Annotated in this window: 1 protein-coding gene; it reads left to right on the top strand. The window is 75.6% G+C overall.

Translation table 11 applies throughout. The features are described 5' to 3' along the window. Positions 1–15: 15 nt before the first annotated feature. Positions 16–13594 (top strand): type I polyketide synthase (locus tag ABD52_RS16200; RefSeq protein WP_047892366.1); only part of this gene is annotated, 13579 nt, incomplete at its 3' end.

Below are 13594 nucleotides of genomic sequence, written 5' to 3'. Positions count from 1 at the left end.
AGTACGGAGCTCATGATGTCTACGTCCGCAGACAAGGTCGTCGAGGCGCTTCGCGCGTCGCTCAAGGAGACGGGCCGCCTCCGCCAGCTCAACCAGCAGCTGACCGCCGCCGCCCGGGAGCCGATCGCGATCGTCGCGATGTCCTGCCGCTACCCGGGCGGCGTCGCCAGCCCCGAGCAGCTCTGGGACCTGGTGGCCGCCGGCGGCGACGCGATCGGCGGCTTCCCGACGGACCGGGGCTGGGACCTGGACAACCTGTACGACCCGGACGCCGACCGCGCCGGCCGCTCCACGACCCGCGAGGGCGGCTTCCTCTACGACGCGGCCGACTTCGACGCCGAGTTCTTCGGCATCTCGCCGCGCGAGGCCGTGGCGATGGACCCCCAGCAGCGGCTGCTGCTGGAGACGTCGTGGGAGGCGTTCGAGCACGCCGGCATCGCGCCCGCCTCGATGCGGGGGCAGAAGGTCGGCGTCTTCGTCGGCACCGCCGCCAACGGCTACGGCATGGGCCCGCAGAGCGAGGCCGAGGGCGCCGACGAGGGCTACCTGCTGACCGGTACGGCCACCAGCGTCGTCTCCGGCCGGATCGCGTACGCCCTCGGCCTGGAAGGCCCCGCGGTCACCGTCGACACCGCCTGCTCGTCGTCGCTGGTCGCCCTGCACCTGGCGTGCCAGGCGCTGCGGCAGGGCGACTTCGACCTGGCCCTGGCCGGCGGCGTGTGCGTCATGGCCACCCCCGGCCCGTTCGTGGGTTTCTCCCGGCAGCGGGGGCTCGCCCCCGACGGCCGCTGCAAGTCGTTCGCCGCCGCCGCCGACGGCACGGGCTGGTCCGAGGGCGTCGGCATCCTGCTGGTGGAGCGGCTGTCGGACGCGCAGCGCAAGGGACACCCGATCCTCGCCGTGATCCGGGGCAGCGCCGTCAACCAGGACGGCGCGTCCAACGGTCTCACCGCACCCAACGGCCCCGCCCAGCAGCGGGTGATCCGGCAGGCCCTCGCGAACGCCCGGCTGACCACGGCCGACGTGGACGCCGTCGAGGCGCACGGCACCGGCACCGTCCTCGGCGATCCGATCGAGGCGCAGGCCCTGCTGGCCACGTACGGGCGGGACCGCCCCGCCGACCGGCCGTTGCTGCTCGGCTCGATCAAGTCGAACATCGGTCACAGTCAGTCCGCCGCGGGCGTGGCCGGTGTGATCAAGATGGTGATGGCGATGCGGCACGGGCTGGTGCCGTCCACCCTGCACGTCGACGAGCCGACGCCGAAGGTGGACTGGTCGGCCGGCGAGGTGTCGCTGGTGACGGAGGCGACGCCGTGGCCGGCGACCGACCGTCCCCGCCGGGCGGCCGTGTCGTCGTTCGGCATCTCCGGCACGAACGCGCACACCATCATCGAGGAGCCACCGACGCCGGATGCCGTCGAGCCCGCCGACGCCGGACCGGCACCCACAAGCGCCCTGCCGGCGGTGCCCGTGCTGCTCTCCGCCCGCTCCGAGGCCGCGCTCGGCGCGCAGGCGGGCCGCTGGACCCGGTGGCTGGAGGACGACGAGGCCCTCCGCACCGTGGACGTCGGCTGGTCGTCGGTCGTGTCGCGCTCCGCGCTGGAACACCGCGCGGTGCTCACCGCCACCGACCGCGAGGAGCTGCTGGCCGGGCTGCGCGCCCTCGCCGCCGGCCAGCCGTCCGGCGCGCTGGTCGCCGGGCAGGCCGCCGACCGGGGTCCGCTCGCGGTGCTCTTCTCGGGTCAGGGCGCGCAGCGCGCCGGCATGGGCCGGGAGTTGTACGCGGAGTTCCCGGTCTTCGCCGCCGCGCTGGACGAGGTGTGCGCACAGCTCGACGCGCTGCTGCCGCGCCCGCTCAAGGAGGTGCTGTTCGCACCCGAGGGTTCCGCCGAGGCGGAGCTGCTGGACCGGACGGTGTTCACGCAGGCCGGTCTGTTCGCGGTCGAGGTGGCGCTGTTCCGGCTCGTCGGGTCCTTCGGCGTCGCCCCCGACCTGGTCGGCGGTCATTCGATCGGCGAGGTCACGGCCGCGCATGTGGCGGGGGTGTTGTCGCTGGCGGATGCGTGTGTGTTGGTGGCGGCGCGGGGCCGGTTGATGCAGGCGTTGCCGGCCGGTGGTGGGATGCTGGCCGTCGCGGCGGCCGAGGCCGATGTGCTGGCGACGCTGGACGGCGTGACCGGTGTGGGGGTCGCGGCGGTCAACGGGCCGACGTCGGTGGTGCTCTCCGGTGCGGTGGAGGCGCTCGACGAGGTGGAGCGGGTCTGGCGTGGGCGGGGTGTGCGGACGCGCCGGTTGTCGGTGAGTCATGCGTTCCACAGTCCGTTGATGGAGCCGATACTGGATGAGTTCCGGGTGGTCCTGGACGGGTTGACGTTCGAGGCGCCGGCGTTGCCGGTCGTGTCGAACGTGACCGGTGCGCTGGCCGACGCCGACGAGATCCGTTCGGCCGACTACTGGGTGCGGCACGTCCGGGAGGCTGTGCGTTTCGCCGACGGGGTCGCCGCGCTGCGCGCCGCCGGGGTGGACACGTTCCTGGAGATCGGCCCGCGCAGCGTCCTGACCGCCATGACCCGGGACGTGCTGAGCGGGCGGGAGCCGGCGGACGCCGACGACGACACCCCGGTCGTCGCCGTACCCGCCCTGCGCGCCGACCGCCCCGAGTCGCGGGCCCTGCTCGCCGCCCTGTCCGAACTGCACGTCAACGGAACACCCGTCGACTGGGCGGCCCTCTACGCCGGCACCGGAGCGACCCCGGTCGCCCTGCCCACATACGCGTTCCAGCGGCAGCGCTACTGGCCCGAGCAGATGCCGGCCTCGGCCACCGGCCCGGTCAGCCCGGACGTGGTGGACGTCGAGTTCTGGTCGGCCGTCGAGCGCTCCGACGTGGCGGCGCTCGCGGCGCAGATCGGCGTCGACGGCGCGGCCCTGGACGTGCTCGCCCCGGCCCTGCCGGTGCTGTCGTCCTGGCGCAGGGCGCGGCTGCGGGACGCCGTCGTCGACGGCTGGTCGTACCGGGTGGTGTGGAAGCGGACCGCCGCCCCCGCACCGGTCACCCCGTCGGGCCGCTGGCTGCTCGTGGAGCCCGCCGACGACGCCGCCACGACCGAGTGGGCCGGGGCGCTCGCAGGGGCGCTGAGCGCCGCCGGCGGCGAGGTGTCCCGGCTGGCGGTGGACCCGCTCGCCGAGCGCGACCAGGTGACGTCGCGGGTGGCCCAGGCCGTGGGGAACGCCCCGTTCACCGGGATCGTCTCCCTGCTGGGCCTGCTGGAGCGGCCCCACCCCGGCCGGCCGGCGGTGCCGCTCGGCACGGCCGCCACGATGACGCTGGTGCAGGCCCTGCACGCCGCCGACGTCACGGCACCACTGTGGATGCTCACGCGGGGCGCGGTCGGCACCGGCGACACCGACCCGGTGCGCAGCGTCGCCCAGGGCGGGCTGTGGGGCCTGGCCCGGGTCGCCGGGCTGGAACACCCGCAGCTCTGGGGCGGCCTGGTCGACCTGCCGGACGCGCCCGGGCGCGGCGACTGGGACCACGCGGTGGGCGTCCTCACCGGCGGTGGCCCCGAGGACCAGGTGGCCGTACGACCCTCCGGCGTCTTCGTACGGCGACTGGTGCGTGCCACGCCGGCGGCCGTCGGCGCCGTCGACCGCTGGCAGCCGTCCGGCACCGTCCTCGTCACCGGCGGCACCGGCGCGCTGGGCGCGCACGTGGCCCGCTGGGCGGCGGCCAACGGGGCCGAGCACCTCGTGCTGACCAGCCGCCGCGGCGAGCACGCCCCCGGGGCGGCCGAGCTGCGCGACGAACTGACCGGGCTCGGCGCCCGGGTGACCCTGGTCGCCGCCGACATGGCCGACCGCGCCCGCGTCGAGGCACTGCTGCGCGACGTCGACGCCGACCCGGCGCCGCTGACCGCGGTGGTACACGCCGCCGGGGTGGGCCAGCTGACCATGCTGGTCGACACCGACCTCGCCGGGCTGGCCGGGGTGCTCGACGGCAAGATCGCCGGCGCCGTGCACCTGGACGAGCTGCTGGGCGACCGGCCGCTCGACGCGTTCGTGCTGTTCTCCTCCATCGCCGGCATCTGGGGCAGCGGCGGACAGGCCGCGTACGCCGCCGGCAACGCCTTCCTCGACGCCCTCGCCGAGCGGCGCCGCGCCCGCGGCCTGGCCGCCACCGCCGTGGCCTGGGGCCCCTGGGCCGAGGGCGGCATGGCCAGCGGCGAGGGCCAGGAACTGCTGGCCCGCCGTGGCCTCAGCCCGATGTCGCCGGCCCAGGCCGTGTACGCGCTGCGCAGCGCCGTCGGCCGGGCCGTGCCGTCGGTGACCGTGGCGGACGTCGACTGGTCCCTGTTCACCCCGGCGTTCGCCGCCGCCCGCGCCCGCCCCCTGCTCGACGACGTCGCCGAGGCGCGCGACGCCCTGCGCGTGGTCGACGCCGAGCCCGAGGACGCCGCCGGCGGCGGGCTGCGCCAGCACCTGCTGACGCTGCCCCGCGCCGAGCAGGACCGCCACCTGACCGACCTCGTACGCACGCACACCGCCGCCGTGCTCGGCCACTCCGGCACGGACCTGGTCAAGGCCGGCCGGGCGTTCAAGGAACTCGGCTTCGACTCGCTGACCGCCGTCGAGCTGCGCAACCGGCTCGGCGCCGCCACCGGCCTCACCCTGCCCACCACCCTGGTCTTCGACTACCCGAACCCGGCCGCCCTCGCCGACCACCTGTCGGTGACGCTGCGCCTGCACGAGGTCGAGACCGTGACCGCCTGGGGCCCCGCCGGGCCGGTGGACGGCGACCCGATCGTCATCGTCGGTATGAGCTGCCGCTACCCGGGCGGCGTGGCCAACCCGGACGACCTGTGGGACCTGGTCGCCACCGGGCGCGACGGCATCAGCGGCTTCCCCGACGACCGGCACTGGGACATGGGCCGGCTGCTGGCCGTCGACGCCGACGGGCAACCCGTCTCGCACACCCGCGAGGGCGGCTTCGTCGACGGCGCCACCACCTTCGACCCGGGCTTCTTCGGCATCTCGCCGCGCGAGGCCGTCGCCATGGACCCGCAGCAGCGCCTGCTGCTGGAGGCGTCCTGGGAGGCCATGGAGCAGGCCGGCATCGACCCGGACGAGCTGCGCGGCAGCCGTACCGGCGTCTTCGTCGGCGCCTCCCCGTCGGGCTACGGCACCACCGACACACCGGCCGAGCTGGCCGGCTACCAGCTCACCGGCGGCGCGCACAGCGTCATCTCCGGCCGCGTGTCGTACACCTTCGGGCTGGAGGGCCCGGCGGTGACGGTCGACACCGCCTGCTCGTCCTCCCTCGTGGCGGTGCACCTTGCCGCTCAGGCGCTGCGCGGCGGCGAGTGCGACATGGCGCTGGCCGGCGGCGTCACCGTCATGGTGACCCCCGGTGCCTTCGTCGAGTTCTCCCGCCAGGGCGGCCTCGCCCCGGACGGTCGCTGCAAGTCCTTCGCCGCCGACGCCGACGGCACCGGCTGGTCGGAGGGCGTCGGCGTGCTGCTGGTCCAGCGGCTCTCCGACGCCCGGCGGCAGGGCCGCCAGGTGCTCGCCGTGCTCGCCGGCAGCGCCGTCAACCAGGACGGCGCGTCCAACGGCCTCACCGCCCCCAACGGCCCCGCCCAGCAGCGGGTGATCCGGCAGGCCCTCGCGAACGCCCGGTTGACCACGGCCGACGTGGACGCCGTCGAGGCGCACGGCACGGGAACGACGCTCGGCGACCCCATCGAGGCGCAGGCGCTGCTGGCCACCTACGGCCAGGGCCGCCCCGCCGACCGGCCGCTGCTGCTCGGCTCGATCAAGTCGAACATCGGCCACAGCCAGGCCGCGGCCGGCGTCGCTGGCATGATCAAGATGGTGCAGGCGATGCGGTACGGCCTGCTCCCGCGGACCCTGCACCTCGACGAGCCGACCCCCCACGTGGACTGGTCCTCCGGCGCGGTCTCCCTGCTCACCGAGGCGCGCCCCTGGCCGGCGGTGGACCGGCCGCGCCGGGCCGCCGTGTCGTCGTTCGGCATCAGCGGTACGAACGTGCACCTGATCCTGGAGCAGCCGTCCGCGCCGACCGACGCGGACGAGCCGGCCGACGGCGACGAGCCGGTCACCGGTGACGAGCCGTCCCGGGTGCCGGCGGTGCTGCCGCTGCTGCTGTCGGCCCGCGACGCGGCCGGGCTGTCGGCGCAGGCCGGCCGCTGGGCGCAATGGCTCGGCGGCACCGAGGCCCCGCGCCCGCTCGACGTGGCGTGGTCCTCGGTGGCGTCGCGCTCCGTACTGGAGCACCGGGCCGTCGTGTCCGGGACGAGCCGGGACGAACTGCTGGCGGGCCTCGAAGCCGTGTCGGCGGGCGAGGCCTCGGCCGGCGTGCTCACCGGCCCGGGCGGCCAGCGCGGCCAGCTGGCGCTGTTGTTCTCCGGTCAGGGTGCGCAGCGTGCCGGGATGGGCCGGGAGTTGTACGGGGCCTTCCCGGTGTTCGCCGCCGCGCTGGACGAGGTGTGCGGACACCTCGACCCGCTGCTGCCGCGCCCGCTGCGGGAGGTGCTGTTCGCCGAGGCGGGCACCTCCGAGGCGGAGCTGCTGGACCAGACCGTGTTCACGCAGGCCGGGTTGTTCGCGGTCGAGGTGGCGTTGTTCCGCCTCGTGGAGTCGTTCGGGATTGTTCCCGACATGCTGGCCGGTCACTCGATCGGTGAGGTGACGGCGGCGCATGTCGCGGGTGTGTTGTCCCTGGCGGATGCGTGCGCCCTCGTGGCGGCGCGGGGTCGGTTGATGCAGGCGTTGCCGACCGGTGGCGGGATGCTGGCCGTAGCCGCTGATGAGGCGGCCGTGGCGGAGTCGGTCGCGGGGCTGACCGATCGGGTCGGTATCGCGGCGGTCAACGGGCCTGCCGCAGTGGTGGTGTCGGGTGCCGTCGAGGCCCTGGCCGAGGTGGAGCGGGCCTGGCGGGATCGGGGGGTGCGTACCCGCCGGCTCACCGTCAGCCACGCGTTCCACAGCCCGTTGATGGCGCCGATGCTCGACGAGTTCCGTACGGTTCTGGGCGGGTTGGCGTTTGCGGCGCCGTTGTTGCCGGTCGTGTCGAACGTGACCGGTGCCCTGGCCGGTGACGAGATCTGCACGCCGGAGTATTGGGTGCGGCACGTGCGCGAGGCTGTGCGGTACGCCGACGGGGTCGCCGCCGTGCGGGCTGCCGGTGTGGATACGTTCCTGGAGGTCGGCCCGCAGAGCGTCCTGACCGCTATGAACGCCGACCTGCTCGCCGATGACGAGGCCGTGCTGGCGGTGGCTGTGCAGCGCCGTGACCGTTCGGAGGCGCAGGCGTTGCTGCACGCCCTGGCCGAGTTGCACGTGCACGGCGTGCCGGTGACCTGGCAGTCGTGGTTCGCCGAGACCGGCGCGCGGCGGGTGGACCTGCCCACGTACGCCTTCCAGCGGGAGCGGTACTGGCTGCCGCCGGCCGGCCGGTCGGCCGACGTCTCGGGGGCCGGCCTCGGCGTGGCGCGGCACCCGCTGCTCGGCGCGGCGGTGTCGGTCGCCGGCGAGGACATGGTGGTGCTGACCGGCCGGCTGTCGGTGTCGACGCACCCGTGGCTCGCCGACCACGTCGTCTCCGGCGCCGTGGTCGTGCCGGGCACCGCCCTGGTGGACCTCGTCGTCCGGGCGGGCGACGAGGTCGGTGCCTCCCGTGTCCGTGAGCTGACCGTGCTCGCCCCGCTCGTGCTGCCCGCCACCGGCGGCGGGGTACGGGTGCAGGTCCGGGTCGGTCCCGTCGACGGCACCGGCAGCCGGTCGGTGACCGTGCACTCGCAGTCCGAGGACGACCCCGAGTCGGGCTGGACCCGGCACGCCGACGGCCTCGTCGACGCCCCCACGGTCGACGAGCCCACCCTTGGCGCGTGGCCGCCGCCCGGCGCGTCCGAGGTGGACGTCACCGGCTGGTACGCGACGGTCGCCGAGCACGGGCTCGCGTACGGGCCGGTCTTCCGGGGCCTGCGCCGGGCGTGGACCGCCGACGGCGAGGTGTTCGCCGAGGTCGCCCTCGCCGACGAGTTCGCCGGTGATCCGGCGGGCTTCGGGGTGCACCCGGCGCTGCTGGACGCCGCCCTGCACCCTGTCGGGCTGCTGCCCGCCGACGAGGCGGGCGGCGGTCCCCGGGTGCCGTTCGCGTTCGAGGGGGTGCAGGTTCACGCCGTCGGCGCCCGGACGCTCCGGGTCCGCCTCACCGCCTCCGGCAGCTCGGTGCGGCTGGTAGCCACCGACACCACGGGCGTGCCCGTGGTGTCGGTGGACTCGCTGACGCTGCGCGAGATGACCGGCCTGGCGGCCGCGCCGGACGAGGCGTACCGATCCCTGTTCGAGGTCTCCTGGCAGCCGGAGCAGATCGCCGCGCCCGACGGCGCGTACGGCTGGGTCGTGCTCGGTGGGCGTCCGCTCGACGGCGCCCCGCAGCTTCCGGCGTACGCCGGCGTCGCCGATCTGACCACGGCGGCGACGGACGGCACCGGCCCGGCGGCGCTGCTGCTGCCCGTCACCCCGGCGCCTTCCGGGGCGGACGTGCCCGACGCGGTGCGCTCCGTCACGGCGGACGTCCTCGGCGTGGTGCAGGCGTGGCTGGCGGCCGGGCCGCTGGCGGACTCGCGGCTGGTCGTCGTGACCCGCGGCGCGGTGGCTACCGGCGCCGACGACCGCGTCACCGACCTGGCGGGGGCGGCGGTCTGGGGCCTGCTGCGCTCGGCCCAGTCGGAGCACCCCGGCCGGATCGTGCTGGCCGACCTGGAACCCGGCACCGACCTGGACGCCGACCTGCTGGCCCTGCTCGCCGCCGTCGCCGACGGCCCCGCCCTCGGCGGGCAGGTCGCGGTGCGGTCGGGCACGGCGTACCTGCCGCGGCTGGTCCGCGCCACGGGCGCCGCGCGCACCCCGGCGGCCCTCGGCGGGGGAACCGTCCTGGTGACCGGCGGCACCGGATCGCTGGGCGCCCTGGTGTCCGAACACCTCGTCACCGCGTACGGCGTGCGTTCGCTGGTGCTGGTGTCCCGGCAGGGGCCGGCCGCCCCCGGCGCCGACGAACTGGTGCGGCGGCTGGCCGCGCTGGGCGCGACCGCCCGGGTGGTCGCCACCGACGTCACCGACCGCGAGCGCGTCGGCGAGCTGGTCCGGTCCATCACCGCCGACGACCGCCTGGCCGGGGTGGTCCACACCGCCGGCGTCCTCGACGACGGCATCGTCAGCGGGATCACCGCCGACCGGCTGGCGGACGTGCTTGCCCCGAAGGTCACGGCGGGCTGGTGGTTGCACGAGGCGACCGCCGAGCTGGACCTCGACCTCTTCGTGCTCTTCTCCTCCGTCGCCGGAGTGCTCGGCTCTCCCGGCCAGGCCGCGTACGCGGCCGGCAACGCCTTCCTGGACGCCCTCGCCGTGCTGCGGGCGCAGCGCGGGCTGCCCGCCGTCAGCCTCGCCTGGGGCATGTGGGACACCGACGGCATGGCGGCGTCGATCAACGACGCCGACCGGGCCCGGGTGACCCGGGCCGGCCTGGTCCCGATGACCGCCCCCGTCGGGCTCGGGCTGTGGGACGCCGCCCTGACCCACGGCGGCGCGGCCCTGGTGCCGGCCGTGGTCGACCTGCCCGCCATGCGGGCGCAGACCGCCGCCGGCCGGGTGCCGGTGATGCTGCGGGGCCTGGTGGGACCGGCCGCGAAGCGCCGCCGCTCCGGCACTGGCGCGTGGGCCGACCGGCTGGCCGGCCTCGACCCGCAGGAGGCGCGTACGCAGGTGGCGCTGCTGGTGCGCGGAATGATCGCGCAGGTCCTCGGCCACGGCGGCGCCGAGGCGGTGCCGGCGGACCGGGCGTTCCGGGAGCTGGGCTTCGACTCGCTGACCGCCGTCGAGCTGCGCAACCGGATCAACAGCGCGAGCGGGCTGCGACTCACGTCGACACTCGTCTTCGACTACCCGACCCCCGGCGCCCTGTCGGAGCACCTCTACGAGCAGCTGTCCGGCCAGGTCGCCGCGCAGCAGCAGGCCGTGCGGGCGACAACCGTCGACGAGCCGATCGCCATCGTGGGCATGGCGTGCCGCTACCCGGGTGGCGTGACGAACCCGCAGCAGCTGTGGGACCTGGTCGCCGCCGGCGCCGACGGCATCGGCGAGTTCCCCACCGACCGGGGCTGGGACCTCGACCGGCTCTTCCACCCCGACCCGGACAACCCCGGGACGTCGTACACCCGCCACGGTGGCTTCCTGTACGGGGCCGCCGAGTTCGACCCGGACTTCTTCGGCATCTCGCCGCGCGAGGCGATCGCCATGGACCCGCAGCAGCGGCTGCTGCTGGAGGCGTCCTGGGAGACGTTCGAGTCGGCCGGCCTCGACCCGTCGCGGCTGCGCGGCAGCCGGACCGGCGTCTTCGCCGGCCTGATGTACCACGACTACGCCTCCGGCGTGCAGGACCTGCCCGAGGGCGTGGGCGGCTACCTCGGCACCGGCACCTCCGGCAGCGTGCTGTCCGGCCGGGTGGCGTACACGTTCGGGCTCGAAGGCCCGGCGGTGACCGTGGACACCGCGTGTTCGTCGTCGCTGGTCGCGCTGCACCTGGCGGTGCAGGCGCTGCGCGGCGGCGAGTGCGACCTCGCCCTGGCCGGCGGCGTGACGGTGATGGCCACGCCCGGGACGTTCATCGAGTTCTCCCGGCAGCGGGGCCTGTCGGCCGACGGCCGGTGCAAGTCCTTCGCGGCGTCGGCGGACGGCACGGGCTGGTCCGAGGGCGTGGGCGTGCTCCTGGTGGAGCGCCTGTCGGACGCGCAGCGCAACGGGCACCGCGTGCTTGCGGTCGTGCGTGGCACTGCCGTCAACCAGGACGGCGCGTCGAACGGTCTGACCGCCCCGAACGGCCCGTCGCAGCAGCGCGTGATCCGTCAGGCGCTGGCCAACGCGCGGCTCACCGCCGCCGACGTGGACGCCGTCGAGGCGCACGGCACCGGCACGACCCTGGGCGACCCGATCGAGGCGCAGGCCCTGCTGGCGACGTACGGGCAGGACCGGCCCGCCGACCGGCCGCTCTGGCTGGGCTCGGTCAAGTCGAACATCGGCCACACCCAGGCCGCCGCCGGGGCAGCCGGCATCATCAAGATGATCATGGCGATGCGGCACGGCGTGCTGCCGTCGACGCTGCACGTCGACGAGCCGTCCCCGCACATCGAGTGGAGCGCCGGGGAGGTCTCCCTGCTCACCGAGGCCCGCGACTGGCCTGCGGCAGGCCGGCCCCGTCGCGCCGCGATCTCGTCGTTCGGCGTCAGCGGCACGAACGCGCATGTGATCATCGAGCAGCCGCCCGCCGAGGCGGAGCCGACCCGGGGCGAGGGCGCGCCGACGCCCACCGCCGGGCAGCTGCCGTCGCCGGTGCTGCTGTCGGCCCGCTCCGAGGCCGCCGTCGCGGCCCAGGCGGAGCGCTGGGCCCGCTGGATCGCCGGCGACGAGGAACTGCGCCCCCTCGACGTCGGCTGGTCGTCGACCGTCAGCCGGGCCGTCATGGAGCACCGCGCGGTGGTCACCGCGACGGACCGGGACGAACTGCTGGCCGGGCTGCGCGCCCTCGCCGACGGTGAGCCGGCCGCCACCGTGGTCACCGGCACGGGCGCGACGCGTACGCAGCTGGCCGTGCTCTTCTCCGGCCAGGGCGCGCAGCGCGCCGGGATGGGCCGGGAGTTGTACGCCGGGTTCCCGGTGTTCGCGACCGCGCTGGACGAGGTGTGCGCGCAGCTCGATCCGTTGCTGCCGCGTCCGTTGCGGGAGGTGCTGTTCGCGTCGTCGGGTTCCGCCGAGGCGGGGTTGCTGGATCAGACGGTGTTCACGCAGGCCGGGTTGTTCGCGGTCGAGGTGGCGTTGTTCCGTCTGGTGGAGTCGTTCGGGGTCGTGCCGGACATGCTGGCTGGTCACTCGATCGGTGAGGTGACGGCGGCGTATGTGGCGGGGGTGTTGTCCCTGGCCGACGCGTGCGCTCTCGTGGCCGCGCGGGGTCGGTTGATGCAGGCGTTGCCCACGGGCGGCGGCATGCTGGCCGTGGCCGCTGACGAGGCTGCGGTGGCGGAGTCTCTCGCCGGGATGACTGACCGCCTCGGTATCGCGGCCGTCAACGGGCCCACCGCCGTCGTCGTCTCCGGTGCCGTCGAGGCCCTGGACGAGGTGGAGCGGGTCTGGCGGGAGCGGGGTGTGCGCACTCGCCGGCTGACGGTGAGCCACGCGTTCCACAGCCCGCTGATGGCGCCGATGCTCGACGAGTTCCGCGCCGTCCTGGCGGGGCTGACGTTCCGGGCGCCGCTGCTGCCGGTGGTGTCGAACCTGACCGGCGCGCTCGCCGACCCGCAGGAGATCACCCGCGCCGAGTACTGGGTGCGGCACGTGCGGGAGGCCGTCCGCTACGCCGACGGCATCGCCGCCCTGCGGGCCACCGGGGTCGACACCTTCCTGGAGATCGGCCCGCAGAGCGTCCTGACCGCGATGAACGCCGACCTGCTCGCCGAGGACGCGCTCGCGGTGGCCGTCCAGCGCCGGGACCGGCCCGCCCCGCAGGCACTCCTGCACGCCCTCGCCGACCTGCACGTCCACGGTGTCCCGGTGACCTGGACGCAGTGGTTCACCGACGCCGGCGCCGCCCGGGTCGACCTGCCGACGTACGCCTTCCAGCACCAGCGGTACTGGCTCGGCGCGGGCCAGGCGCGTGCCGCCGACGTGTCCGGGGCGGGCCTCGGCGTGGCCGGGCACCCGCTGCTCGGCGCGGCGGTCTCAGTGGCCGGTGTGGACATGGTGGTGCTGACGGGCCGGTTGTCGGTGTCGACGCACGTGTGGCTCGCCGACCACGTCGTGTCCGGCGTGGTGGTCGTACCCGGTGCCGCTCTGGTGGAGTTGGCGGTCCGGGCAGGCGACGAGGTGGGCGCGTCGCGGGTGCGGGAGCTGACCGTGGCCGCGCCGCTGGTGCTGCCGGAGTCCGGCGCGGTGCGGGTGCAGGTGCGCGTCGGTGCGGCCGATGAGTCCGGCACCCGGGTCGTGGCGGTGCACTCGCAGTCCGAGGGTGATCCGGAGGCCGACTGGGTGCGGCATGCGGAGGGTGTGCTGGAGCCGGCGTCGGCCGGCGAGCCGGGCGTGGGGGAGTGGCCGCCGGTCGACGGCGTCGAGGTGGACGTGGCGGGCTGGTACCCGACGCTGGCGGAGCACGGCCTGTCGTACGGGCCGGTGTTCCGGGGGCTGCGCCGGGTGTGGACGGGCGGCGAGGACGTGTACGCCGAGGTGGCGTTGCCGGACGAGGTGGCGACGGAGGCGGCGCGCTTCGGTGTGCACCCGGCGCTGCTGGACGCCGCGCTGCATCCGATCGGGTTGCTGCCCGGCACCGAGGGGTCGGGTGGGCCGCGGGTGCCGTTCGCGTTCGAGGGTGTGCAGGTGTATGCCTCGGGCGCGCGGGTGCTGCGGGTGCGGCTGTCGCGTACGGGCTCGGCGGTGCGTCTGGTCGCGTGCGACGAGTCGGGCGCGGCCGTGGTCTCGGTCGACTCCCTCGCCCTGCGGGAGCTGACCGGCGTGACCGCGGCGGGCGCGG

It is taken from the genome of Micromonospora sp. RV43, assembly GCF_001029515.1.
Taxonomy (GTDB): domain Bacteria; phylum Actinomycetota; class Actinomycetes; order Mycobacteriales; family Micromonosporaceae; genus Micromonospora; species Micromonospora aurantiaca.
Note: the sequence above shows the minus strand (reverse complement) of the source record. Positions and strands in the feature narration are given on the sequence as shown.